The 25,138-nt window shown below is 74.7% G+C and carries 24 protein-coding genes; 9 read left to right on the top strand and 15 right to left on the bottom strand.

From position 1 onward, the window contains the following. The 5 genes from PT931_RS10315 (at nt 1) to PT931_RS10295 (ending at nt 4,501) form a co-directional block, all read left to right on the top strand. Nucleotides 1-684 carry a TOMM precursor leader peptide-binding protein gene (locus PT931_RS10315; RefSeq protein ID WP_456245492.1) on the top strand — a complete coding sequence of 228 codons (684 nt, stop codon included), beginning with the start codon at nt 1-3 and terminating at the stop codon, nt 682-684. Further along, nucleotides 684-2,354, top strand: coding sequence for a tpaE (locus PT931_RS10310; protein ID WP_456245491.1), 1,671 nt, complete (start codon nt 684-686; stop codon nt 2,352-2,354). The genes PT931_RS10315 and PT931_RS10310 overlap by 1 nt, the downstream gene beginning before the upstream one ends. After that, nucleotides 2,351-3,091 (top strand): nitroreductase family protein, encoded by a 741-nt coding sequence (locus PT931_RS10305; RefSeq protein ID WP_456245490.1) that lies wholly within the window; start codon nt 2,351-2,353, stop codon nt 3,089-3,091. The genes PT931_RS10310 and PT931_RS10305 overlap by 4 nt, the downstream gene beginning before the upstream one ends. A gap of 5 nt (nt 3,092-3,096) precedes the next feature. Beyond that, a complete protein-coding gene (locus PT931_RS10300) occupies nt 3,097-3,294 on the top strand; it encodes a hypothetical protein (protein ID WP_363719800.1) in 198 nt (65 codons plus the stop codon). Nucleotides 3,295-3,439: 145 nt separating this feature from the next. After that, the gene (locus PT931_RS10295) at nt 3,440-4,501 is read left to right on the top strand and encodes a PqqD family peptide modification chaperone (RefSeq protein ID WP_456245489.1); all 1,062 of its coding nucleotides are present in this window, start codon (nt 3,440-3,442) and stop codon (nt 4,499-4,501) included. Nucleotides 4,502-4,564: 63 nt separating this feature from the next. Here PT931_RS10295 and PT931_RS10290 read toward each other — a convergent pair whose 3' ends face one another. After that, the gene (locus tag PT931_RS10290; protein ID WP_456245488.1) at nt 4,565-4,828 is read right to left on the bottom strand and encodes a hypothetical protein; all 264 of its coding nucleotides are present in this window, start codon (nt 4,826-4,828) and stop codon (nt 4,565-4,567) included. Nucleotides 4,829-5,271: 443 nt separating this feature from the next. Here PT931_RS10290 and PT931_RS10285 point away from each other — a divergent pair, with 443 nt between their 5' ends. Further along, nucleotides 5,272-5,925 carry a M23 family metallopeptidase gene (locus tag PT931_RS10285; protein ID WP_456245487.1) on the top strand — a complete coding sequence of 218 codons (654 nt, stop codon included), beginning with the start codon at nt 5,272-5,274 and terminating at the stop codon, nt 5,923-5,925. 133 nt (nt 5,926-6,058) lie between these two features. Here PT931_RS10285 and PT931_RS10280 read toward each other — a convergent pair whose 3' ends face one another. Continuing rightward, nucleotides 6,059-6,967, bottom strand: coding sequence for a TolB family protein (locus tag PT931_RS10280; protein ID WP_456245486.1), 909 nt, complete (start codon nt 6,965-6,967; stop codon nt 6,059-6,061). Nucleotides 6,968-7,208: 241 nt separating this feature from the next. Between PT931_RS10280 and PT931_RS10275 the strand changes: the two genes are divergently transcribed. The 3 genes from PT931_RS10275 to PT931_RS10265 all read left to right on the top strand — a co-directional run bounded on the left by PT931_RS10275 (nt 7,209) and on the right by PT931_RS10265 (nt 10,011). Further along, nucleotides 7,209-7,922 carry an MOSC domain-containing protein gene (locus PT931_RS10275; protein WP_456245485.1) on the top strand — a complete coding sequence of 238 codons (714 nt, stop codon included), beginning with the start codon at nt 7,209-7,211 and terminating at the stop codon, nt 7,920-7,922. A gap of 81 nt (nt 7,923-8,003) precedes the next feature. Further along, nucleotides 8,004-8,828: a class I SAM-dependent methyltransferase gene (locus PT931_RS10270; RefSeq protein ID WP_456245484.1), complete on the top strand. Its 825-nt coding sequence runs from the start codon at nt 8,004-8,006 to the stop codon at nt 8,826-8,828. Nucleotides 8,829-9,012: 184 nt separating this feature from the next. Then, the gene (locus PT931_RS10265; protein WP_456245483.1) at nt 9,013-10,011 is read left to right on the top strand and encodes a hypothetical protein; all 999 of its coding nucleotides are present in this window, start codon (nt 9,013-9,015) and stop codon (nt 10,009-10,011) included. Nucleotides 10,012-10,116: 105 nt separating this feature from the next. Here the strand turns inward: PT931_RS10265 and PT931_RS10260 are convergent, their stop codons facing one another. The 13 genes from PT931_RS10260 to PT931_RS10200 all read right to left on the bottom strand — a co-directional run bounded on the left by PT931_RS10260 (nt 10,117) and on the right by PT931_RS10200 (nt 25,012). Continuing rightward, on the bottom strand, nt 10,117-11,595 hold the full coding sequence (locus PT931_RS10260; RefSeq protein WP_456245482.1) for an FAD-dependent oxidoreductase: 1,479 nt from the start codon (nt 11,593-11,595) through the stop codon (nt 10,117-10,119). Between the two features lie 235 nt (nt 11,596-11,830). Continuing rightward, the gene (locus tag PT931_RS10255) at nt 11,831-12,967 is read right to left on the bottom strand and encodes an amidohydrolase (protein WP_456245481.1); all 1,137 of its coding nucleotides are present in this window, start codon (nt 12,965-12,967) and stop codon (nt 11,831-11,833) included. Between the two features lie 53 nt (nt 12,968-13,020). Further along, on the bottom strand, nt 13,021-14,310 hold the full coding sequence (locus PT931_RS10250) for an extracellular solute-binding protein (protein ID WP_456245480.1): 1,290 nt from the start codon (nt 14,308-14,310) through the stop codon (nt 13,021-13,023). Continuing rightward, nucleotides 14,300-16,201, bottom strand: a complete 1,902-nt coding sequence (locus PT931_RS10245; protein WP_456245479.1) for a VWA domain-containing protein — start codon at nt 16,199-16,201, stop codon at nt 14,300-14,302. Before PT931_RS10245 ends, PT931_RS10250 begins: the two co-directional genes overlap by 11 nt. A 184-nt stretch (nt 16,202-16,385) precedes the next feature. Continuing rightward, nucleotides 16,386-16,781 carry an MmcQ/YjbR family DNA-binding protein gene (locus PT931_RS10240; RefSeq protein ID WP_456245478.1) on the bottom strand — a complete coding sequence of 132 codons (396 nt, stop codon included), beginning with the start codon at nt 16,779-16,781 and terminating at the stop codon, nt 16,386-16,388. An 86-nt stretch (nt 16,782-16,867) separates the two neighbouring features. Next, complete coding sequence (locus PT931_RS10235) at nt 16,868-19,462, bottom strand: proprotein convertase P-domain-containing protein (protein ID WP_456245477.1); 2,595 nt, start codon at nt 19,460-19,462, stop codon at nt 16,868-16,870. Between the two features lie 122 nt (nt 19,463-19,584). Continuing rightward, on the bottom strand, nt 19,585-20,118 hold the full coding sequence (locus tag PT931_RS10230; protein WP_456245476.1) for a hemerythrin domain-containing protein: 534 nt from the start codon (nt 20,116-20,118) through the stop codon (nt 19,585-19,587). 103 nt (nt 20,119-20,221) lie between these two features. Next, nucleotides 20,222-20,824, bottom strand: coding sequence for a response regulator (locus tag PT931_RS10225; RefSeq protein ID WP_456245660.1), 603 nt, complete (start codon nt 20,822-20,824; stop codon nt 20,222-20,224). An 80-nt stretch (nt 20,825-20,904) separates the two neighbouring features. Continuing rightward, entirely contained in the window at nt 20,905-22,119 is a 1,215-nt protein-coding gene (locus PT931_RS10220; RefSeq protein ID WP_456245475.1) for a sensor histidine kinase, read from the bottom strand. Between the two features lie 140 nt (nt 22,120-22,259). Continuing rightward, a complete protein-coding gene (locus tag PT931_RS10215; RefSeq protein WP_456245474.1) occupies nt 22,260-23,408 on the bottom strand; it encodes an alpha/beta hydrolase family protein in 1,149 nt (382 codons plus the stop codon). A gap of 139 nt (nt 23,409-23,547) precedes the next feature. Further along, the gene (locus tag PT931_RS10210; RefSeq protein WP_456245473.1) at nt 23,548-24,009 is read right to left on the bottom strand and encodes a MarR family winged helix-turn-helix transcriptional regulator; all 462 of its coding nucleotides are present in this window, start codon (nt 24,007-24,009) and stop codon (nt 23,548-23,550) included. Then, nucleotides 24,006-24,419 carry an EVE domain-containing protein gene (locus PT931_RS10205; protein ID WP_456245472.1) on the bottom strand — a complete coding sequence of 138 codons (414 nt, stop codon included), beginning with the start codon at nt 24,417-24,419 and terminating at the stop codon, nt 24,006-24,008. The genes PT931_RS10210 and PT931_RS10205 overlap by 4 nt, the downstream gene beginning before the upstream one ends. After that, nucleotides 24,416-25,012: an SRPBCC family protein gene (locus PT931_RS10200; RefSeq protein ID WP_456245471.1), complete on the bottom strand. Its 597-nt coding sequence runs from the start codon at nt 25,010-25,012 to the stop codon at nt 24,416-24,418. Before PT931_RS10200 ends, PT931_RS10205 begins: the two co-directional genes overlap by 4 nt. Nucleotides 25,013-25,138 lie beyond the last annotated feature (126 nt).

The raw sequence follows: 25,138 nt of genomic DNA, 5'->3' as shown, positions 1-25,138 counted from the left end.
GTGACCCGCCTGACCGTGCTCGCCGCCGGGGACTTCGGGGCCGCCGTGGCGTCGCGGCTCGCCGAAAGGTACCCCGGCAGCGAGGTCGTCGACACCACCGGCCGCGCGCACCTGGCCGACTGGCCGGCCCTCGACGTCCTCGTCCTCGCCGCCGGGTACGACGAACCGCCGCTGGTGGAGATGGTCGAGCGGGCGGCGTTCGCGTGGCGGCGGCCGTGGTTCCCGGTGCTGCTGGAGCACGCGCAGCTGCGGTGCGGGCCGGTGGTCGTGCCCGGGGTGACCGCGTGCCACGTGTGCTTCCGGCGGCGGCGGCGCCAGCACGCGAAGAGCCCCGAACTGTGGGCGGACACCCCGGCGCCCGTCCTGCCTGGGACCCGCGAGCGGGTGACGGGCTGGGCCCCGTACCACGTGGAGCTGGGTGTCGGGTTGGCCGTGCGGGCCGTGGCCGACGCCGTCGAGCCCACCCTGGAGGCGCCGGGCGGCTGGGTGCGGACCGTCGGGCTGGTGGACGGGGGTGTGCGGCGGGCCGGGGTGGTGGCCGTGGACGCGTGCGGGCGGTGTCGCGACGCGTCGGCCCGGCCGCGCAGGACCGCCGAGCTGGTGACGACCCTGCGGGCGGCGGTCGCGGCGGGGCGTGGGGCCGGGCGCGTCCCGTCCGGGCACGTGGACTCGGGGGAACAGTGATGGCCGACCAGCCGATCAGCGCGCAGACGATGGCCCGCGCCGCGACGCACGACCCGCAGTTCGCGGTGCCGGCCCGGCCCCGGGTCCGCCGCGGCCTGGTGATCCGCCGGTACGACGACCGCCTGGTCGTCGAGGGCACCCCCACCCGGCACGTGCTGCGGGGCAGGGCCGCCACCCAGCTCGTGCCCCGGCTGCTGCCCCTGCTCGACGGGGTCCGCGACCACGACGCCGTGGCCGCCGAGCTGGGCGTGAGCACGACGACCGTGTTCACCGTGCTGAGCCTGCTGTGGACCTGCGGGGTGGTGGAGGAGACCGCGCCCGACACCGACGTGTCCTGGGTGCCCGGGCCGCTCGCCGACTACCTGTCCCGGATCGGCGACGCCACCGAGGCCAACGCCGCCTGGGAGGGGGCCGCCGCCCGCCTCGCGACCGCGCGGCTCCGGCTCACCGGCGACCCCCGTCTCGTCGCCGCGCTGCGGGTCGCCCTGGCCGGGACCGTGCCGGGTCTCGACGCCGACGAACCGACACTGGTGGTCGTCTGTGCGACCCCTTCACACCCTCTCGACGGGGTACTGGCCGCCGCCTGCTGGAACGAGGGCACTCCACTCCTGCACCTCGGCGTGTCCGGCGACGTGGTGGAGATCGGCCCGTACGTGGACCGCCGGCTCGGCCCGTGCCTGGACTGTCTCCTCGACCCCGCCGACGCGCCCGAAGAGTCCACAGTGGAGGACCTGGGATTGGCCGCCGCGTTGGCCGCCGCCGACCTCGTCGCGCTGCTCAGCCGCGCCACCCGGGTCGGGCTGCCCGGCCGGTGGCGGCGGATCGGACTGACCCGGCTGGCCCAGTCCGGGCGCAGCGGGGTGAGCCGGCCCGGCTGCCCGGCGTGCTCGACCGCGCCCGGGGAGCCCCGGCCGGCCCCGGTGTCCGCGCGGTACGAGGCGGCGGTGGCGCTGCCGCCGAAGGAGTACGCCGACGTCAAGGCGCACCAGGTGCACTACCAGCCGGCGAACATGGCCCTGCAGCGCGGGCACAAGACCTGGCCGGTCGCGCCCCGGCAGAAGATCCCGCCGGCCGACCTGGGCCTCCTGTCGGGCTCAGCGGCCCCGGCCTCCGCCCCGCCGGCCGCGCTGGACCCGGAGCACCTCGCGCTGCTGCTGGCCGTGGCCGCCGGATGGCAGCACGAGACGCCCGACCGGGTGTGGCGGTGGACGGCCAGCGGCGGCAACATCGGCTCGGTCGTGGCGCACGTCCTCGTCCGCGACCTCGACGGCGTGCCCCCGGGCGTCTACGGCTACGTGCCCGCCGGTCACGAACTGGCCCTGCTCCGCGCGGGCCGGCCGGCCGCGTGCTCGCCGGACTGCGCCGCGCCCGCCTGCCTGCTGTTCACCGGGGACCTGCCCCGGGTGGCGTCGAAGTACGGGGCGTTCGGGCTGCGGGTGGTGCTGCTGGACGCCGGGTGCGCCCAGGCCGCCGTGCTGTCCGTCGCCGAGGCGCTCGGGCTGCCGGCCCGCCCGGCCGTGGACCTGGACGACGAACGGCTCGGCGACCTGCTCGGCATCGACCTGGACGCGGAGCCGGTGACGGCCGTGATCCACCTGGGGGAACCGGTCCGTCCCGGACCCGACGCGACCGGCACGGTGCCGACCGTCCACGGCGAGGAGTCCCGATGAGCGCGATCAGCCTGACCGTGGACGTGCTCCGGTCGTTCCGCGAACCGGGAGCAACGATCGTCACGGGCACCCGTCCCGCCACTCCCCCGCCCGACGCGATCGGCCCGCCGGTCCCGTTGCCGGCCGCCGCCGCGCCCCGGCCCGGTCTGCTCGCCGAGGTGCTCGCCCACCGCCGCGCCATCCGGCACTTCCGCGCCGAACCCGTCGACCTGGCCGTCCTGCTCGGCGCGGTCGCCGAGGGCATGGCCGCCGACCGGGCCCGCTGGCCGGGCGAGCACCCGCTGATCCCCGTCGTGGTCGCCCAGAACGTGGCCGGACTGCCACCGGCCGTCTACCGGCTCGACCCCGGCGGCGCGACCGCCACGCCCGTGATGGCCCTGGCGGGCCGGGCCGCGTACGAGGAGCTGACGTTGCAGCAGGAGTTCGCCACGGCCGGCGCGATCGTGTCGCTGCTCGGCGACCTGGAGGCGGCGGACTCCGCGCACGGCGGGGCCGGGTACCGCACCCTGATGACCCGGGCGGGCGGGGCCGGGTACCGGATGTGGCTGTCCGCGATCTCCCACGGCCTGGTCGGCAGCGTCTTCGCGGGCTTCCTGCCGGCAGCGGTCCGCACGCCGCTGCGCTGCGACGGGGTCACCCGGCACCAACTGTTCGCGCTGGCGGTCGGCCCGCCCGGCGCGGACCCGTCGATCTCCGCCGGCACCGGTCCGGCGGACGTACCCCAGGAGAGGGGGTGAATCCCATGGATCTGGAACTCGAGCTGTTCGCCGAGGTCGCCGACGGCCCGTTGGTGATCGAGGAGCTGCCCGACGGCAACTCGCTGTCGGTGGTGGCGTGCGTCATCAGTTGCGTCGTGACGCACGCGTGCGCCACGGAGTGTCTCGGCACGGCGAGCACGGTCACCTGCGGACCGTGCGCGTCGTCCGTCATCGGGCACTGAGCGGGGAATCCCCGGCTCCGGGCTGTCATCACCATCCCGGAGCCGGGGACCCGCACGCAGTATGCCCCGGGTGGGCGGTCCGGCGGGGTCCCGGACCGCCCACCCGACGCGGCCGGCGTCCGACCCGCATCCCGACGGGAGAACCGTGTCACATCCACGTCTGCGCGACGGCGTCCAGCTGCTGGTCGGCATGGACGACCTGCCGTTGGCCTACGACGGCGGCACCGGCCGCTACCACCGGCTCAGCGGCGCGGCGGTGGCCACGTTGCGGCTGCTCGACGGCACCCGGTCGACGGAGGAGGTCGCCGGCCTGCTCGCGTCGGCCCGGCGCCAGGAGCCGGGCACGGCGCGCGCGGAGCTGGACCTGTTCCTCGGGACGCTCGACCGGGCCGGCCTGCTGCACGGTACGGCCGCGCCGGTCGCGGTTCCCCGTCGTCGTTCGGCGCTGCTGCCCCGCTTCGTCGTGACCCGGGCGCTCCCCCGGCTCCTGGAACCGGTCGCGGCCCCGCTGCGGACCGGTCGGCGGGCCCCCGTCGCGATGGCGGTGCTGGCCGCGGCCGGCACCGTGGGCACGGTCCTGGGCGTGACGGGGTTCCTGGCCGCCGCCCGGCCGCCGGACCCGAGTGTCGCGTTCGGAGTCGCCGCCGTGCTGCTCGTGCTCCAGGTGTGCCTGCACGAGGCCGCGCACGCGCTGGTCTGCCAGGTCCAGCGCACCCCGGTGCGGGGCGCCGGGTTCGCGCTGCTGCTGTGGGTGCTGCCGGTGGCGTTCGTGGACCGCACCGACGCGTACCGGATCCGGTCCCGGGGCGGCCGGCTCGCGCTGACCCTGTCGGGGCCGCTGTGCGACGGGGTGTGCATGGGCGTCACGGCCGCGCTGGCGCTCACCGGGCACGGCGGGGACGTCGCCGGGCACCTGCTGGTGTTCCAGACGTTCGCGCTGCTGCTCAACGTCAACCCGTTACTACCGGGCGACGGGTACGTGGCCGTCGAGGTCGTGTTCGGGCTCGTCGACCCGCGCGGCCGGGCCCTCGCGCTCCTGGGGCACGCGGTGCGCCGCCGGGCGTTGCCGCCGCACCTGGCGAGCCTGCCCGCGCGTACCCGTCTCGTGCTGGGGGTCTACGGGGTGGCCTGTCTCGGTTACCTGGTCCTGGTGGCCGTCGCCACGGCGAAGGGGCTCCTGTCCCTCGGGTCCTGGTTCCTGGCGTAGGCGCCGGACCCCCGCGACGGGTGGGCGGACCCAGGTGGTGGTCCGCCCGCCCGGGCTCCGCGGCTAGCCGGCGTTCTTCCCTCCCAGGTTCCTGCCCTTGTCCCGCATCGTCGTGGTCTTGTCCGCCGCCTTCTCGGCCTGCTGGCGGGCCTGGGTCGCCGTGCCCTGCTGGGCGGAGGCGGCGCCGTTCTGGGCCGTGCCGTCGCTGAACGTCGCCTGCATGTCCGTGTCGTCGTCGCGCGACATCCCAGGCGCCGGCATACCCGGCTGTCTGTTCTGCCCGGACATGTCTGGGCGCTGCGGATCGGACCGGTTCTTCTTGCTCATGTCAGCCTCCTTCGTGGCTGCCCACCACGCTAGGAGAACCGGGCGGGTCGGAGCAGGCGAAAAGAGGTACGTCCCCGAACCTCACCGCCGGGCCCGCCCGTGCCGGACCAGCCCGGACACACCGGTTTCCCGACACGCGCCGCGACCTTCGAATCGTCGGCCGGGGCCCAGTAGTCGGGCACTCACCAGGCGTAGTCACAGGGGCCCCAAACCTCCCCCGGACGGCTCGGAACCGTGTGCGAATGGCCACGAAAACGCGCCAGGGCTTGGCGACCATCGATGTCACCCGCCAGGGTGGGCAGGCCCAGTCCCCCGAACACGGAGGGTGTCGCGTGCGACATACCAACGAGACCGAAGAGCTGGATGGCCCGGGTAATGCCGCAGGTCACAGCACTCTCTTCATAAAGATCACCACCTGGCTGCGCCACTCGGAACTACTCCGCGTGACGCGCCGGCACTACATAGCCGCCGCCGTCCTGCTCGTCGCCGGCCTCGTCGCGGCGGTCACCTCGCTCCAGCAGTCACCCGCCGTCCCCTCAGCGGCCGGCGACAAGCCCCGGGCCGTCGCGGACCGGGCCGACCGGGCCCAGCGGGCGGCCAGTCCCGCGCCCACCACGGCGGCACCGCCCCCGGCCGCCGCGCCCGCGCCGAAGCCCGCGTGGGTGGCCCCCGTCGGCCGGTACTCGTTCACCAGCCCCTTCGGCCAGCGGTGGGGCGCCGCGCACGTCGGCGTGGACCTCGCGGCCGGTACCGGCACCCCGATCATGAGCGCCGCCTCGGGCACGGTCGTCCTCGCCACCACGTACGACTGGGGCGGCTACGGCTTCGCGGTGGTCGTCGACCACGGTGGCGGCATCCAGACCCTGTACGGCCACAACTCGCGGGTAGATGTGACCGTGGGTCAGCACGTCGAGGCCGGGCAGACGATCGCGCTGATGGGCAGCACCGGCAACTCGACCGGTTCGCACTGCCACTTCGAGATCCACACCGGGGGTGGCGCGGTGCTCAACGGCAACGCCATCGACCCCGAGCCGTTCATGCTCGCGCACGGCGTCAACCTCCGCACCCTCGCGCAGCCGGTGGAACCGAACCACTAGCGGCTCGCCCGGGCCCGCACCCCGGGCTGGCTCCCGGGCCGGCGAAGGGCCCGCCCCGGACCGGTGAAGGTCCGGGGCGGGCGCGGACCACGAAGGACCCCGGCTCCCCCGTGCCGGGGTCCTTCGTGGTGGTCTACAGGACCTGCCAGTCCGGCTGGGTGCCCCGGACAAGCGCCTCCCGGGTTCCGTCGGCGCGGACGAGCACGATCCAGTTCGCTCCGTCGCGCTTCGCCACCACGAGCAGGGCGTCGCCCGCCGGGGACGGCGCGGGCAGGGCGTCGCCGTCGTCCCCCACCAGCCGGTAGTCCCCGCCGGTCGGGTTCGCGGAGTTGATCTGCAACGGCGCCCACGTCTGGCCGTCCCCGGTCTCGCGCTGGGTCGTCCACAGCACCCGGGAACCGTCGGCGGTGAACGCCGGGGTCGTGGAGTAGCCGGGCAGGACACCGCCGCCGCCGTGCACGCCGAGCGTGGACTCACCGTTCGTGGTCAGGTTCAGCACCGTCAGGCAGTCGTCGTGGATGCCGTCGCAACCCGTGCCCGGGTACGCGATCAGGTTGCCGTCCGGCGACCAGGCCACCGAGCGGGACTCCCGCAGGTTCGACGGGCCGGCGTCCCGGGCCAGGGCCTCCACCCCGGCCGCGTCCTGGTCGAAGCCGACCCGGACCCGGTACAGCCGGCCGCCGTCGAGGAACGCCAGCCACCGGGCGTCGGGCGACCAGGCGGGGCCGCTCGCGTGCCGGCCGTGCGTGATCTGCCACCGCGACACTTCGCCGTTCTCGTAGATGTTCGCCAGCCACAGGTCACCGGCGTGCACGTACGCGAGCTGCGAGGGGTCCTTCGGGGACCACCAGGGCCACGAGGACAGGCCGTCGCGGGTGACCTGGCTGGTCGTACCGTCCTCGGCGCGGACGTGGATGTTGCCGTCCCGGGCGAAGGCGACGGCCCCCGCGGTGCCGGGCACCACGGCGTGGGCGGGGAGCCCGACGGCGGACACGGCGGCGCAGGCGACAGCGGTCAGGGTGATCCGGGCGAAGAACCGCACGATTCCTCCAACATCGGTGTTGCTTGGCGAAACCCACGCTAACCCACCGAAGCTGGACAGTCTCGAATGTGGGAAAACTGCCGGCCCGGGTTGACAGCACCGGCCCGGCCGGGTGACGCTGGCCCCGTCAGGCGCGCCCCGGGCGGGCGCGGCCGGGGCGGAGAGGCGCTGCGACGGACCGGGTCCGCCACGCTCGGCCCCGGTTCGGGAACAAGGGCGCCTCCTTCCGTGGAGGCCAACCATGACTTCCCCCGTACTCGTCGGCCGGGTGGCCGCGCTGTGGCGCCACCCCGTCAAGTCCATGGCGTCGGAGGCACTGTCCGAGGTGGACGTGTCCTGGCACGGCCTCACCGGGGACCGCCGCTGGGCGTTCGTCCGCGACGACGTGCCCCGCAACGGATTCCCGTGGCTGACGATCCGCCAACAGCCCGACCTGGTCCGGTACCGGCCGTCGTTCACGGAGCCCGACCGGCCCGACTCCTCGGGCGTGACCGTGCGGACGCCGTCGGGCAAGGAGTTCGACGTGCTCGACCCGGTGCTGGCCGCCGAGCTGGGCGTCGGGGTCCGCGCCATGAAACTGGACCGGGGCACCTTCGACGCCCTGCCGCTGTCCCTGCTCACGACGCGGACCGTCGCCGACCTCGGCGCCCTGGTCGACGCCGACCTCGACATCCGCCGGTTCCGGCCCAACCTCGTGGTCGAGGCCGCCGGCGACGCGGAGTTCCCCGAGGACGCCTGGGTCGGGCGGGGCCTGCGGATCGGCGGGCTGCGGATGCGCGCGGACCGGAAGGACAAGCGGTGCGCCATCGTCAACGTGGACCCGGAGACCGCCCACCGCGACCCCGGCATCCTGCGGGCCGTCGCGCGCGAACGGGACCTGTGCCTGGGGGTCTACGGGTCCGTGGTGGAGCCGGGGCGGGTCGCGGTGGGCGACGCGGTCCTCCTCGACCCCTGACACACCCCTTTTCCGGGTACCGGCGTCCCGCACCCCGAAACTCCCGTGCCCGCGGGGCGGCCGGCCGATAGCGTCCCGGCCATGGACACTCCCGCCCGGTTCGACATGGCCGAGTTCTACGACGCGTACCCGCAGGTCGAGGAGGAGTTCCAGGCCGACCTCGACGAGAGCCTGGACCCCAGCGGCCCCGAGCTGCTCTACGATCTGGTCGCGGACCTGGGGTTGCCGGCCCGCGCCGACGTCCTCGACGTCGGCTGCGGCGAAGGGGGACACGCGCTCCGGCTGGCGGACCGGTTCGGCTTCACGGTGCGCGGCTTCGATCCCGTGGCCCGCCATGTGGAGCTGGCCCGCGCGGAGCTCGCCGGCGCCCTGCCCGAACTGCGGGACCGGGTCGCGTTCGCGCCGGGCTCGGCCGGGTCGCTCCCGGTGCCGGACGCGTCGGCCGACCTGGTCTGGTGCCGCGACGTCCTGGTCCACGTGACCGACCTCGACGGGGCGTACGCCGAGTTCCGCCGCGTCCTGCGGGACACCGGGCGGGTACTCGTCTACCAGATGTTCGGCACCGACCGCCTGGAGCCGCGCGAGGCCGACTGGCTGTTCGGGACGATGGGCGTCGTCGCGTCCAGTGCCGACCCGCGCCGGACGGAGCGCGCCGTCGCGTCGGCCGGCCTGCGGATCGACGCGTGCCGGGAACTGGGCACCGAGTGGGGCGAGTTCGCCGAGGAGCGGACCGGCAAGGGCGGCCGGCAACTCCTGCACGCCGCCCGGCTCCTGCGCGAACCCGGACGCTACACCGACCGGTACGGGCAGGGCGCCTACGACATCATGCTGGGCGACTGCCTGTGGCACGTGTACCGCATGATCGGCAAGCTGAGCCCCCGGGTGTACGTGCTGTCCGTCGCGTGAACCGAGGCTGTCCGGCGGCTGTCCCGCGGCGTTTCGTGGGCCGCCCGGCGGTGGCCCCCGGGCGCCCCGGCGGGCGGGGCCCGGGGCTCGCGGCCGTGGGATGAGCTGTGTGGGCTGTTGTGGACCGCCGAACGGCCGGTGTAGGTTGGCGCGCAATATCAACACCAGGGCAGGGACCATCCCCATGACGCGCTTCACGATCACCATCACGCCCGACGACGAGGCGCTGGCGACCACCAGTGTGCGGGTGGACGCCTCGGACTCGGCGGTGCACATCACCGAGTTGCTGATCCGGGCCGGGGCGGGTGGGAGCCTGTCCGCGGAGCAGCTGCCGGCCGTGAACCTGGAACTGTTGCTGCGGGCGGTGACCCCGGCGATCGTGGTGACACCGGTGGCCGGCGCGGGGACCCCGGTTGCGGAGTCCGGGGTGTCCGGTGTGGACGTCGCGCCGGTGCGGGCGCGGAAGCGGCCGGCGGGAGCGCGGCCCGGGCGGGCGGTGCCGGCCGAGGTGGTCGCGTCGTCGGATGTCCGGGAGCCAGCGGGCGCGGAGGCGCCGGCGGTCGAGGAGCCCGCGACCGTGGCGCCCTCGACAGCCGCCCAGCGGAGCCGACGCAGGGCGCCCGCCGCGTCGGCGGCCGTCGCCGCGACGGAGAAGCGGGCCGCGGGCGCGGAGGTCGCGCCCAAGGAGACCAAGCGGTCCCGCTCCACGGTGGTGGCGACGAGCGCCCAGCCGGTGTCCAAGGCCAAGGGCAAGGGCAAGGCGAAGCCCGCACCCGCAGAGCTCGCCGACCCGGCTGCCGCCGTCTCCTCCGGTGGCGCCAAGGCTACCGCGCCGCGCGCCCGAAAGACGACGGCCCAGACCGCGGCTCCGGCTCCGGCCGCGGTCCCGGACACCACTGAGGCCAAGCCCAAGGCCACCCGCCAACGCGCCGGGCGCCCCGCCCCGAAGCCCGCCGGGAAGCCCGCACGGAAGGCGACCCCCTCCGCCGCCGCCGAACCGGCCACCCCTCCGGCCGGCACCTCGGACAGCGGACGGGTGTACCGACGGATGCCCGACGACCTGGCCGAGGTGTTCGCCCAGGCCGGCACCGTGACCGGCGTCGCCGACCACTACGACGTCCCCCGGCACACCGCCCAGAACTGGGTCAGCCGCGCCCGCAAGCAGGGCTCGATCACCAGCTGACCGCCGGCTCCACGCGTCCGGAACCGGGGAGCCCCCGACGGGACACCCGATCCGACGCCGTCCGGGGCGGACCTGGTCCGCCCCGGGTCCGCCGGCGCGTACCCGTCAGATCTGGGTCAGGTAGTCGGCCAGTTCGGTCTCCGACGTCGTGACCAGGCCGATGTAGCCGTCGGGTCGGACGAGGACGTGGCCGCCCGTGCCGTAGGCGTCGCGGATGTGGCCGCCGTCGTCGACGAGGTCCGTGCCGACCCGCAGCCCGCGGACGCCGGGCACGCGGAGGTCGGTGCCGGGTGCCCCCTCCAGGGAGAGCAGGGTGCTGTGCGGGCCCCGGTACACGTCGAACAGGCGGGTGGCGGTGCCGTCCGGCCGGCGGCACGGCGCGTCGGGGGCCCGCTCGCCGCCCCGGTCACCCCGGGCCAGGGGCCCACCGGCGTAGGACAGCAGCAGCTGACTGGTCTCCTCGTCGCGCTTGTACGCCTTACGCCCGCCACCCTTGGCCGCCAGGTCGTGCAGCCGGGTACTCAGCCCGAGCATCGCCGCCGCGACCGGCAGCCGCTCCCCCTCGTACGTGTCCAGCAGCGCCCCCGGGGCCCCGGCGAGGACCCGGGCGAGCTTCCAGCCGAGGTTGTAGGCGTCCTGGACCCCGGTGTTGAGGCCCTGCCCGCCGGCCGGGGAGTGCACGTGCGCGGAGTCGCCGGCGAGCAGGACCCGGCCGTCCCGGTACCGTTCGACCATCCGGATGTTGACCCGGTAGACCGACGCCCAGGTGACCTCGGTGAGGCGGATGTCGCGGCGGCCGGACCGGTCGAGGTACCCCTGGAACGTGGCCAGCGAGAAGTCCGGGTCCTCGCCGGGTTCGAGCGGGGCGGTCAGTTGGAACGTGTCGGTGCCCGGCAGCGGGCACATGGTCACCCGGACCCGCAGCCTCACCGGGTTGATCCACACCTGCCACCGGTCGCGGGACAGCCCCTCGGCCTTGACGTCGCCGAGCAGCATCCGCTCGTCCTCGCGGGTCTCGCCCTGGAACCCGATGCCGAGCGCCTTGCGGACGACGCTGCGCCCGCCGTCGGCGCCGACCAGGTAGCGGGCCCGCACGGTCCGGCCGTCGGTGAACGTCGCGGTCACGGCGGCCGCGTCCTGGGTGAACCCGGCCAGTTCGACGCCGGTCCGCACGGTGCCGCCGAGCGCGGTGAACCGGTCGAGCAGGATCTGTTCGGTACGCCACTGCGGCTGCATGAGCGTCATCGGGTACGGCACGGCGGCGCTCGGGGCGCGCTTCTTGTGCATGTGCGCCGTCCACACCGGAACGCGGCCGGCGTTGATCCGCAGCGGCGGGTACACGGCGCCGGTGCGCAGGATCTCGTCGATCACGCCGAGGTCGTCGAAGACCTCGAGGGTGCGCGGTTGCAGGCCCTTGCCGCGCGAGCCGGCGAGGTGCGCGGACCCCGGGTCGCCGGTGCGGCCGGTGACGGCCTTCTCCACGACGCGGACGGACACGCCCCGGCGGGCCAGGTCGATCGCGAGGGTGAGGCCGGTGGGGCCGGCGCCGACGACGAGGACGTCCGCGTCCAGTTGCTCAGTCATGATCGGGACGGTAGTGCGGCGGGCTGACAGGGGGCTGACGTCCACTGACACCCCGGGTGTGCCCGGGCCGCGCGGCCGGCGAGCGGGCCGGGTCGGCGGCCAGCTCCGGGTCAGCTCGGCGAGGCGGTCGCGGATGTCATCACGGTGCTCCGTTCGGCGGGGCTCCCGTTGGATCAGGAATTTCAGGGGTCCGACCGCCCCGGGGTCGTCGCGCTACCGGCGCTGCCCGGCCGACTCAGGTCAGGATGTTCCCGGCGGCGACGACGGTGCGGTCGGGCCGCTCGGTGACGGCCTCGGTGAGGTGGGACACCGGGAGCAGGACGAGGTTGGCGGCGCTGCCCGGGGTGAGTCCGTACCCGGGCAGTCCGAGGATGTCGGCACCGCCGTGGGTGGCCAGGCGCAGTACCGAGGCGATGTCGTCATCGTGGCGGTAGCCGGACATCACCGCGATCGAGAGGACCTTCTCCAGGAGATCCCCGGTACCGTACGGGCTCCACAGGTCGCGCACCCCGTCATGGCCGATGCCGACACGGACGCCGGCCGAGGCGAGGGCCCTGAGCGGAAGTTGTGGGGTGGTGCCGGGGCCGGTGGTGGTGAGCGCGATCTCCGCGCTGGCGATCCGGTCGATCAGAGCGGTCTGTCGATCGGTCTCGACGGTGGACAGCGCGTAGCAGTGCGCGATGGTCACCTGGCCGCGCAGGTCCATGGCCAGGGTCCGGTCGACGATCCGGTCGATCTGCCAGGCGCCGAGGCTGCCCCGGTCGTGGAGGTGGATGTCGAGGCCGACGCCCTTGCCGGCGGCGAGTTCGAAGATGGTGTCGAGGTGGCGGATCGGGTCGCCGTCGAAGCCGGCCGGATCGATACCGCCGATCAGGTCGGCTCCCGCGTCGACGGCCTCGGCCATGAGCTCCGCGGTCCCCGGGCGGGTGACCAGGCCGCTCTGCGGGAACGCCACGATCTGCACGGTCACCGGCCGCGCCGCGGCGGCCCGCCTGACCCCGTGGACGGAGTCCAGGCCGATGACGGGATCCACGTCGACGTGACTGCGGACATGGAGCACACCCCCGCGGATGTACCGGTCGAGCAGCGCACCGGCACGATCGACAACGGACCCCAGTCCGCCGCGGTGGGTGCGCTCGTTGTCGATCAACGAGGCCAGCGAGCCGCCGGCGGTGTGCGGCCGGTACGGCCGACCGTAGCTGGTCTTGTCCAGATGCGCGTGCGCGTCCACGAGAGCCGGGATGACTATCTGGCCACCGCCGTCGTACACGGCCAGGTCGGCGCGGTGCTCGGAGATGATCCCGTCGACTATCGGGAGGTCGACCGGTTCGCCGCCCCACGGCCGCACGTTCCTCAGCAGGATCGACGTCATCGGGCCACCCTATCGGCTACCCGCGTCGGCGGGGAGGACCTGGGCTGGCGGCCCTACTGGCCCCGGAGGGCCCGGGTCAGGCGGTCGGCGAAGTCGGCGGGGAGCGTGCCGCCGTTGTTCAGCGCCTCCCGGACACCGGCCCGGAACACCTCGCTGAACCGCCAGTAGTGCGGGGTCACCGGGCGCAGCCGCGCGCCCTCGATCGCGGACAGCAGCGTGCGGGCGTAGCTGTAGTGGGCCATGACCTGCGGGTCCTCGTACACGATGCGCTGGGTCGCGGCGAAGCCGCCGCGTTCGAAGAGCAGTTGCTGGGTACGCGCCGAGGTGAGGTACGCGATCAGTGCCCGCGCGGCGGCCGGCCGGGTGGAGCTGCTGGCCACGGCGAGGTTCTGGCCACCGAGGACGCTCGGGCCGGGCAGCTTCGACACGGCGAACGGCAGCGGGCGCCCACCGGTGTCCGGGCCGTCGGCGAGCCGCCGGTAGGCGACGGGCCAGTTGCGCAGCAGCACCACCTTCCCGTCCCGGAACGCGGTCGTGCTCTGGGTCTCGTCGAAGCGCAGGGAGTCGGGCAGCATCCGGCTCGGGTTGCTCGACCGGGCGTCCTCGGCGAGCGCGCGCACCGCCTCCCTCGCCCGGTCGTCCAGGGCGACCCTGCCGTCCACGAGGATGTGGCCGCCGGCCGCCCAGACCGCCTCGAACGTGTTGACGGTCAGGCCCTCGTAGTCGCCGTACTGGCCGGTGTAGCCGGCGACGAGTTCGCGGGGGCGGGCGGGGTCGGACAGTACCCGGCTCATGTCCGCTCTGGCTCTGGTCCAGTCGCCGGGCGCCTCGGGGACCAGGTCGGAGCGGCGGAACAGCAGGCCGGCGTCGGTGTTGAAGGGCAGGGCCCACAGCCGGCCCTCGTACCGGCAGGTCTCCAGCGGCCCGGTCAGGAACCCGGTGGTGTCGAGCCCGCGCTCGTCGAGCGGGTCGAGGTAGCCGGCGTGCGCGAACTCCGGGGTCCAGGTGACGTCGAGGTTGTAGATGTCCACGTCGGAGCGCCCCGAACGGGCCTGGGACACCATCTCGCTGTGCTGGGCGTCGGCGAGGCCGGACACCTGGCGGATCTCGGCCGGGTGGTCCGGGTACATCCGGTTCCACTGCTCGACGAGGACCTGGCGCTGGCCGCCGGCGCTGTCGTCCCGGCCGCTCATGATGACCAGGCGGCCCTTCTCCCACGCCGCCGGATCGGGCCGCAGGGCGTCCGCCCCGAGCCACGCCGCGCCGGCCAGCAGCGCGCCGACCAGCACTCCCGCCGTGAACCGGAACCGTCGGACCCGGGACCACGCTCGCCTAACGGTCACCACGACCTCCTCCCCACACCGCGCCGAACACGTCGCGCATGGTCGCGTCGATCGTGGCGAACCCCGTCTCGCGGCACGCTCCCCCGGTGACCGTGGTGACCTCCTCCACCGTGCCCGCGCAGTGCGCCTCGCCGACCGCGACCACGAACACCCGCACGCCCCCGCCCCGGACCTCGTCGAGGAGCCGCGCCGCCGTGTACGTACTGGACGTGTCCTCCCCGTCCGTGACGACGACGAGCGCGGCGACCGTCGTGTCGTCCCGCCCGGCGCGCAGGGCGGCCACCCCGGCGGCGATGGTCGGGTACAGCGGGGTCGCGCCCGCCGGGGACACGCCCGCGAGGGGGTCGCCCGTCGGTGCCGGGCGCGGGCCGACCGGGGTCAGTTCCCGGGCACCCGTGCCGGCGAAGGTCCACACGCCGACCGTGTCGCGCGGGCCCATTCGGGCGAACGCGCCGCGCACCGCCTCGCGGGCCACGTCGAACCGGCTGCCCCGCGCGCCGCTCGCGGGTTCCGCCATCGAGCCCGAGCCGTCCACGGCGAGGAGGACCCGGCCGCCCCGGTGCGCGAGGTCGTACGCGCCGAGGGTGGCCGCGACCGTGTCCGGGGCGGGCGGTTCGCGCAGCACGTTGGCGCCGGGCAGGGCGCCGCGCCGTTCGTCGACCGGGGCCGCGACGCGGTGGCCGGGCCGGGGGCGCAGGCCGGTGCCGGCGAGGGCGCGCTGGCCCTCGTCGCCGGTCAGCCAGTCGCGGAAGGCCGCCACGGTCCGGCGCTGCACGGCGGTGGTGTCCGTCCAGCCCAGGGCGACGAACGGGTGGTCGAGGCTGCGGGTGTCCGTCGGGTAGTACAGGACCAGGGCGGAGGGGGTGTCGGTCCGGCCGCAGCGGTCCCCGACCGGGTCGCCCCGGTTGAGGCGCACCAGGTCCCGTTCGCTGGCCACCACGGCGGTGCGGCCGGGCCCGAGCTGGCGCAGCCGGCACAGCTGCCCGGCCGCGTCGTCGATCGGGTAGCCGCCCGCGTCGAGGGTCCGGTCGATCCACCGCTCCACGTCGCGGGGGTCCGCGCCCGGGTACAGCACCGTCGTGGCCAGGGCGGCCGGGCCGGAGCCGCGCCCCGGGGAGGCGCGGAGCAGACCCCAGTCCCGGGACCGGGCGTCGGCGAGCAGCTCCCGCCAGGTCGTGGCGTTGCGCCGCTCGGTGGCCGTGATCGGCACCGCAGCCTCCGGCACGCCCAGCACCAGCGGGGACGAGCCCAGGCTGCCGGCGTCGCCGAGGTCCAGTACCCGGCCGAACAGGCGCAGGTCGGCGCGGACGGCGGCCACCTCCAGGGACGAGTCCGGCAGCCAGACGTCGGGGCGGGGCCGCTCGCGGCGGTGCTCCGCGGACCACTCCGACGCCAGGGCGACGCGGGCCCGGTCGGTGGGGGCCGCGTACACGTACGTGCTGACGGTGGGGCAGCCCGCCACGGTGCTGCGTTCCTCGTACGCGTCGGCCACCTCGCGGGCCGGGGCCAGCCCGTCGGGGGTGGTCAGGACCTGGAGCTGTTCGGGGTACGCGCAGCCGTAGGTCCACAGGGAGACCGTCCGCAGCGTGAGGGGCAGCACCAGGTAGCCGGCGACGACGATCAGCGCGACGGCCAGCACGTACGGCAGGAAGCGGCGGACCGGGGCGGCCCCGCGACCCACCGTGCACAGGACCAGGTCGAAGTCGGCGGCCAGCGGGTCGACGAGCACCGAACCGACGGTGCCGAGCACGAGGACGACGCCCGCGACCCAGAACCACAGGGTCGGTGCCTCGCGGGTCGGGAGGTCGACGAGCCAGCCGCCGATCGCGCTCAGGGCCGCGAACACGGCGATCGGGACCCAGGCACGCCGGGGACCGCCCTGACCGACCATGCGCGGATCGTCTCCTCGCCGTTGCGGATCGATGCTTCCCACTATATTCGGCGGGTCCGACCAGGACCGTCCGCGCGCTGTCGGCTCGGAGACCGAGAAGGGCCACAGCGGACGGGTACCGGGGGGGCAGCCGTCCGGGCCGGACCGGCCGTGGGACCCGCTCCCCGTCGGGCCCGGGGTGGGGTCAGCGGGGCGGGTGGGACGCGTCGTAGGCGGCGAGGGCGCGCTTGTCGGCGCGCAGCCGCCACGCCTGCTCCAGGAGGGCCGCGATCTCCGCCCAGTCCGGTGCCGCGTCGGACAGGTCGACCCCGACCCAGTGCCGCACGTAGGCGGGTGGGAAGTACCGGTCGGGGTCGGTGGCGACCAGGGTCTCCAGCTCGCCGGGCGGGGCCTTGACGCACAGGGCGAGGCGGCCGTCGCCGTGGTGGTCGACGAACAGCCACGCGATCCGCTGGCGGCCGAGCAGGAACCCGGTGTGCCCGAAGGAGTCCTCGACGAGCACGCCGGGCAGGTCGGCGACGAGGGCGACCAGGCGGTCCCGTACCCGTCGGAGGTCTTCGTCCGTCCAGCTCCCGGCCATGGTCACCAGCCTAGGCGGCGCCCGCCACCGGCACCCGGCCGCGGGGAGGGGACGGCCCCGGGTGGGACCGTCCCCGACCTGACCGTCTAGAGCGTCAGGGTCCAGCTGTCGATCGTGCCCACGTCGGCGGTCGCCGCGTCCTGGACCTGGAGCTTCCAGGTGCCGTTGCGGACCTCGGTGGACAGGTTGACCGTGTAGGTCTGGTTGATGTTGTCGGCGCTGCCGCCGGCCCGGTTGTGCAGGACGTACGTCGAGCCGTCGGGCGCGACGAGCGTGACGACCAGGTCACCGATGTAGGTGTGCAGGATGTTCACCGCGACCGTGCTGCTGGCCGAGGCGTTGCCCGTGCAGCCCGCGATCACGATGGTGCTGCTGACCGTCGCGTTGTCCGGGATGGCCACGTCGTTCCCGTTGGTGCCGGAGCAGCCCACCGGTCCGCCGCCGCCCAGGTTCAGCGTCCACGTGTCGATCGTGCCCACGTCGGCGGTCGCCGCGTCCTGGACCTGGAGCTTCCACGCGCCGTTGGCGACCTCACTGGCCAGGTTCACCGTGTAGGTCTGGTTGATGTTGTCGGCGCTGCCGCCGGCCCGGTTGTGCAGCACGTACGCCGAGCCGTCCGGCGCGACCAGGCTGACGACCAGGTCACCGATGTAGGTGTGCAGGATGTTCACCGCGACCGTGCTGGTGGCCGTTGCGTTGCCCGCGCAGCCGGAGATCACGATGGTGCTGGTGACCGTGGCGTTGTCGGGGATCGCGACGTCGCTGCTGTTGGTGCCCGAGCATCCCGGCGGCCCGTTGACCGTCAGGGTGTACGTGGCCGTGTGCACCGCGACGGTGCCCGTGCCGGTGATCGTGATCGGGTACGAGCCCGGCACGACCGCACCGGTCGTCGTGATCGTCGCCGTGGACGAGGCGCCCGAGGTGACGCTCGACGGGGCGAAGGCGACCGAGACGCCGGCCGGGGCACCGGAGGCGCTGAAGGTCACGGTCTGGGCCGCACCGTTGGTGGTGGCGGTGCTGATCGTGCTGGTCAGCGAGCCGCCCGGGTTCACGGAGCCCGAGGACGGCGAGGCCGCCATCGAGAAGTCCTGCGAGAAGCACGGCGCGTCGCTGCCGGCCACGTTCACCGCGGTCCACGCCGCCTGGACGGCCTTGTACTCCAGCGAGCAGCTGCCGTACAGGTCCGTCGCCGCCGTCAGGGTGTACGCCCGCGAGGTGTTCGCCGGCGTGGTGGTGTTGACGTAGGAGGTGTTCGAGGTGAAGTACGCGTCGAGCGCCTTCCACCAGATCTTCTCGGCCTTGGTCCGGCCGATGCCCACGACGCCCGGCGCGGAACCGCAGATCGGCGACGTGCCGTACGCGGTGGCCCCGGTGCCCTCGGCGAGGTTGAAGAAGAAGTGGTTCGCCACACCCGAGGAGTAGTGCACGTCGACGTTCTTCGTGCTGGTCGACCAGCAGCCGTGCGAGGAGCCGTCCAGGGTCGGGTTGTACATGTACCGCAGCGGGGTCCCGTTGCCGTTGATGTCGATCTTCTCGCCGACGTTGTAGTCGCCCGGGTCGGCGGCGTTGGCGGCGTAGAACTCGACCATGTTGCCGAAGATGTCCGAGGTGCCCTCGTTGAGGCCGCCGGACTCACCGGAGTAGGTCAGGCCCCCGGAGACGACCGACTCGGTGACGCCGTGGCTCATCTCGTGACCGGCCACGTCGATCGACACCAGCGGCTTGTTGTTGCCGTCGCCGTAGGTCATCTGCGCGCCGTCCCAGAACGCGTTCACGTAGTTGTTGCCGTAGTGCACCCGGCTCGGCACACCGGCGCCGTTGCCGAAGATGCCGTTGCGGCCGTGCACGTTCTTGAAGTAGTCGAACGTCATCGCGGCGCCCACGTGCGCGTCCACGGCCGCCGACTGCCGGTTGGCGTTGGTGCCCGTGCCCCACGTGTTGTCGGGGTCGGTGAAGTTCGTGCACGTCGAGGAGCCGTTGTTCATGTCGCACGTGTTGCCGTTGCCGTGCGACGGGTCGATCATCGTGTACGTGCTGCCCGACAGCGTCGTGTCCACCGGCACCGAGCCGAGGTAGAGGCTGTTGCCCGTGCCGGCGGTGTGCTTGACGTCGTCGAACGAGCCCCGCACCGCGCCCGTACGGGCGTCGGTGATGACGTGCAGCTTGCTCGGGGTCTGCCCGTCGGGAGCCAGGCCCTCCACGACCGTCTCCCAGGCCAGGGCGCCGCGGCCGTCGGCGGCGTCCACGATCAGCTCGGGCGTACCCACCCTGGCGGCGGAGCCGTGGAACTGTCCGCGCGCCGCCTGGGCGGCCGCGGCGGCGGGCACGTCGGCCCGGGTGCTCAGGGTGAGCGGGGCGGCGAGGCCGTTGCTGGCCCCGGCGAAGGCGCCCGTCGCTCCATTGTGGACGATGAAGTCGCCGCCGTAGACCCGCAGACCCTGGTAGGTGCGCGTGTAGCGCACGTGCGAGGCCCCGTTGGGGTCGAGGACGGTGCGGTAGACCTGGTATGCGTCGCCGGATCCGCCGGCGAAGTCCGCCCGGTGGGCGGTGAGCGCGGCGGTGGCCGCGGTGAGGGCGTCACGTTCGGGGTTGTGGGGGGCTGCCGTCGCTGTCGTGGACACGCTGGCCAACAGGCCAGCCGACAGGACGACGACCCCCAGTGCGGCGATGGAACTTCTCATGACGAGTCTCCTAGCCGAGAGGGGCAGCGGTGTCACACCGCTGAGACATCTGTAACAGTCGATGTCTCCTCGTGTAAAGACTCTTCATGTTTTCGCTGTGTTAACGACCTCTCAGCGGAGCGTCACTTGGTGTACTTCGCCACGAACCGCTCCGGATCCTTGTCCCGGAACGTCAGGCCCGCGCCCGACGGGTGCTCCGCGTAGAAGGCCAGCCACTGCTGGGCGAGTTCCGCGCGCAGCTCGACCGTCGCGTGCCGGCGGAAGTCCGGCAGCGCCTCGTCCTCCTCCTCGCCGAGGTGCTCGGTGTTCTCCCGGCGGGCGTCCCAGACCGCCTTCCACCACGCGTCAGAACCGGTCTCATGGGTACGCGACGCCGTGATCGCGTCCCGGATCTTGTTGTGGTCGCGGATCGCGTCCTCGGTCTCCTCGTCGGCGTCCGGCCCGCCCCGCCGGACCAGGTGCGGGTACAGGATCCGTTCCTCGGCCTCCGCGTGGATCTCCAGGTGCAGGGCCAGCGGCTCCCACACGGCGCGCTGCTGCCCGACGTCGGCGGCGTCGTCCAGCCGGGCGAAGCCGCGCCGGAAGGCCGCGTGGTCGTCGAGGATCAGCGCCGTGATGTCGTCCATGGTGGTCCGCCCGTCTGCCGGTGTCTTCACTGTCACCAGCAGATATCCCGGGACGGCCCGGGTCAAACATGCCGCCGGGCGGGTGCGGGGCCGGGCGCGGCGGATCCGGCAGTACCCCGGGAACCTCCGGCGGTCAGATCCAGCCGTGACCCCGGGCGACCCGGACCGCCTCGTGCCGGTTGGCCGTCCCCGTCTTGCCGACCGCCGAGGACAGGTAGTTGCGCACCGTCCCCGGCGACAGGGCCGCCCGGCGGGCGATCTCCTCCACCGGCGCGCCCTCGGCGGCCAGGGCCAGCACGTCCGCCTCCCGGGGCGTCAACGGACTGGCCCCCGCGCTGATCGCCTCGGCCGCCAGCTGCGGATCCACGTACCGGCCGCCGCCGTGCACGACGCGGACCACCGTGGCGAGGGTCTCGGCGGAGACGGTCTTGGGCAGGAAGCCGCGCACCCCGGCGGCCAGCGCGCGCCGGAGGTGCCCGGGCAGCCCGTGGCTGGTGACGATCACCGTGCGGCAGGTGGGCAGTTCGGCGTGCAGGGTCGCGGCCACCGCCACGCCGTCGAGGTCGGGCATCTGGAGGTCGAGCAGGGCGACGTCGGGGCGCAGGGCGCGGGTCATCTCCAGCGCCTCGGCCCCGGTGGCGGCCTGGGCGACCACGAGGAGGTCCTCCTCCAGGGCCAGCAGGGCGGCCATCGCACCCCGGACCAGGTGTTCGTCGTCGGCGAGGAGGATCCGGATCGGGGTGGCCGGGACCCCGCCGGGTCCGGGTGCCGGCGCCGGCGGGACGGAGCCCGCCCCGGTCGGGCCGGGTGCCGGCGTCACGGCCGTCCCCCCGGGGCCACGGCCAGCGTCAACGGCACCTCGGCCGCCAGCCGGAACCCGTCCGGTGGCCGCCGCCCGGCCGTGACCGTGCCGCCCAGGCCCCCGACCCGTTCGGTCAGCCCGGCCAGGCCGCTGCCGAACCGGACCCGGGCGTCGGCGGGCACCCCGTCGTTGTCCATCGTGAGCGTGACCGCGTCGACCCCGGACCTGTGCAACGTGATCACGCAGCCCCGGGCCTCGCTGTGCCGCAGCACGTTCGTCGTCGCCTCCCGCACCACCCAGCCGAGGGTGCCCTGCACGTCCGGGGGCAGGTCGCCGCCGTCGCCGACCACCTCGCACGCGATGCCGGCGGAGGCGAGGAGCGCGCGGGCCCCGGACAGCTCGACGTCGAGGTCGGCGGCCCGGTACCCGCCGACGACCGCGCGGAGTTCGGCCAGGGACTCCTGCGCGATCCGGCGGACCTCCAGCATCTCGTCGGTGGCCTCGGCCCGGCCGCGCCGGGACAGCTGGGCGGCCAGTTCGGCCTTGAGCGCGACCACCGACAGGGAACGGCCGACCACGTCGTGCAGGTCCCGGGCGAAACGCAGCCGCTCCTCGACGACGGCGAGCTCGGCCTGCACGTGCCGGGAGCGGTCCAGTTCCCACAGCACGCCGAGCATCCACGCCGAGACCCGGCAGACGACACCCGTGACCGCGAGCAGCATGGCCATGCCGGCGGCCGCGCCCAGCGGGCCGGCGTCGCCGAGGGCGGCGGAGAGCGCGTACACCCCGGCGCAGGCGAGCACGCCCACGGCGATCGTGACCCGGGGCCGCACGGCGGTGGCCAGGGCGGTCAGGAACGCCACGACCAGCATCAGCGGGAGCGCTCCGCTCGGGCCGGACGGCTGGCCGGGCGCGACGTCGGGCCAGGTGAGCAGCGCGCCGGCGCTCCCCGCCACGGTCAGCGTCGCGGCGGCGGCGATCAGGCCGAGCGGCCGGTCCCGCCGGCCGAGGTAGTGGTCGAGGCCGGCTCGGACCAGGAACGCGCACACCACGGCGTGCACCGCGGCGAACGCGCCCGCCGCCCACACCCCCGCTCCCCCGGCGTCGGCCCGCGCGGCCCCGGCGACCAGGAACGGGGCCGCCGCCAGGTTCAGGTAGAAGGAGACCCGGACGCACAGGTCCACCCGGGCCGCCTGGCCGCGCGAGCGCCACCACCCCGTCACGCCCATCCGCGCGGCCCTCCTGTCGTCGTGTCCCCCGAGTATGGTCGGTCCCCGCCGGTGCCGGGCACCGCCGGGGACGTCACCCGCGAAGCGGCTCGTGGATCCATCGGGTCCGCCACGGGCCGGCGGGATCCACGAGCCACGGTCTACGAACGGAACAGCATCTCCGGGTACCGGGCCGACGGCCGGTCGAGCAGCCCCGAGTCCCGGCACAGCAGGTACCTGTCGAAGTAGGCCCGCAGGTAGGCCCGCTGCACCGCGATCGACCGGTCCCCGTCGATGGTGCCGAGCGAGGGCTCCAGGTCCGGCACCCGCGCCTGGGGCAGCAGCACCTGGTAGTCGGTGAACGACATGTGACCCGAACGGGCCAGTTCCAGGCGGTGCCGGGGGCCGCGCAGCCGGGACCACAGCGCCGTCCAGCTCGGGTCGTCGCCGGGCGCGCCGAGCAGCAGGAACGGCCGGTCCAGCCCGCCCTCGACGACCGTGCCGGACACGGTGCCGTCCAGGTCGGCCCCGACCTTGACCCGCGGGTCCTCGGCCATCGTCTGGGCGGCGGCCGCACCGCCCAGGGAGTGGCCGACCATGCCGACCCGGGACAGGTCCAGGGCCCCGGCCAGGCCGCGCGGCAGCGGGCGGCGTTCCTCGTCCGGGTTGTGTCCCCGGTCGAGGGCCGCCAGCCGGTCGAGGGTGAACCGGGTGTCGGTGACCCGGACCGCGAGGGCCTTGGCGACGATCCGGTCCATGTCGGCGGGGTCGGTGGGCACGGGCAGCGCCTGCCGGGCGAGCCGGCCGCCCGGGAACTCGACCACCTTGGCGTCGTGCGGGTGGTCGATCGTGACCACGACGTAGCCCCGGCTGGCCAGGTCCTCGACGAGCGCGGTGCTCGACGTGCGCTCCTGGCCCATGCCGGGCGAGTACACGATCACGGGGTGCCGGCCGCGGTCGACCGGGGCGCCCGTGTGGGCGTGGGTGACGGGCAGCGCCACCGGCGAGCCGGGCGGGTTGAGCACGGCCCCCACCCCCGGGGTCACCCACGGGGCGCGGGGATGGCCCCGGACGTCGCGGGCCGGGTACCAGACCTGGACCATCAGTTCGCGGGCCGTTTCGGTCGGCACCCACGGGTCTGGGCGGGACCGGTCGACGAGGTGCAGGGACACCGTGCCGACCCGCTCGGGGCCGGTGGGGGCGGGCAGGACGAGCTGGAAGGGGGGCTCCGGGGCGGGCGGGGCCGTGGCGGGCAGCGCGTGGACGAGGCTGAGAGCCGACGCGAGGGCGAAGGCGAAGACACCACTCATGGGTACTGAGTCTTCGCGCCGGCCGGCCCCCGCCGTAGTGCCGTTCCGCACCGGTCCCGGTGAGGGCGTCACGGCCGGCCGGTGACACTTGTCATGTCCGCCCACCGGCCATGGTGGACGGTGCGGTGTGCGTGGCGGCCTAGCCGGTCGGGTCGCGCAGCGTGCGCAGTGACCGGGTGAACGCTCCGGTGCCGTCGCCGAGGGCCGCGAAGAACGCCCTGTCGCAGGCCTCGACCGCGACCACGGCCCGGTTGGCCAGGGCCTCGCCGTCGGGGGTCACGGCCAGGGCCCGGGCCCGGCGGTCCGTCGGGTGCGGCAGGCGGCGCACGAGGCCCTGGGCCTCCAGGGCGCGCAGCACCTGGGAGGTCATCATCGGGTCGGTCGCGGCGTGGTCGGCCAGGTGCTTCTGGGTGACCGGGCCGTCGGTCGCCAGCCAGGTCAGCGACGCCAGCAGCACGAACTGCACGTGCGTCAGCCCGAACGGCTTCAGCGCCGCCCGCTGGGCCGCCTGCCAGCGGTGGGTGACCTGCCAGAGCAGCAGGCCGGGGCTGTCGGTGGCCTCGGGGAAGTCGGTGGCCAGCCGCCGGTCGGACCCGGTCACGCGGCGCCGACCATGGCCGCGCGGATGGACCGGAAGTCCTCCCGGGTGAGTTCGAGCAGGCCGCGGCGCAGCGCGTACCCCCAGTTCGGGTCGGCCGTCAGGTCGAGGCCGGCGAGGTCGTGGACGGGGGTCTGGGTCGGGTCCGGCACGTAGCGGATCCTACGGCGCCACGGCCGGAAGTCGCCCTCGTCGGCCTGCCAGATCTCGTCGTCGGCAACCACGCCGATCGCGGTGAACGCCCGGAGCGGGTCGCCGCCGCGCAGGCTCGTGCGGGGCGAGTAGTAGACCAGCCAGTCGCCGGCGGACAGCCGGGCCAGGCCGGTCCGCTTGCCGTGGCCGAGCTGGGCGATGCCGAGCGCGGTGCCCCGGAGGACGTGGTCGCGGCAGACGACGCCCAGCCAGAACCTCACGCGGCGCCCCGCTGCGCGGCGTCCACGCCCCGGTGCGCGACGTCGACACCCCGGTGCCCGGCGGCGGCACCCCGGCCGGCGAGGTCGGAGGCCCGGAGCGCGGCGTCGGCAGCCCGGTCCGAGGCGCCGGCCGGCACCACTGTGGCGGGTAGGGTCGCCGGGGTGGCGGTGGCCGTGCCCCGGTCGGCCACGACGGCGGCGAGCCGGTCCAGGTCGGCCTGGAGGCTGTCCCTGATGCCCTTGCCGAGCACCAGGTTCCACAGCCGGCCGAGCGGCCCGGCCAGGTCCACGGTCACGGCGACGCGGGTGCCCGCCGGGGTGCGCTCGACCAGGTGCCGGAAGGTCAGCCGGGCGCCGAACAGCGTCGACACGTCGGTGAACTCGCGGTCGGGCACGAGCGCCGCCACGACGAACCGCACCTTCGGGCCGCCCTTGGGCTTGAGCACGCCGGTGGCCCCGGGGACGAACGGGCCGTCGAGCCGGACCCAGTCGGTGTCGGTGTTCCACTCCGGCCAGGTGGCCATGTCGGCCCAGCGGTCGAAGAAGGCCGACGGGGCGGCCGGGGAGGTGACTTCTGCCTGCGCGATTCTCATGAAACAACTATGCGCGCTTACTATTCTCTCGTCAAGTCGGCGCGATCCGGTGCCGACCGACGCGAAGGTCCGCCCGCGCGCCGTGGAGGGCGCGCGGGCGGACCGGGTGGGTTGCGGTACCCGGCC

Source organism: Longispora urticae, assembly GCF_053902585.1.
This window is presented reverse-complemented; position numbering and strand designations above follow the sequence as displayed.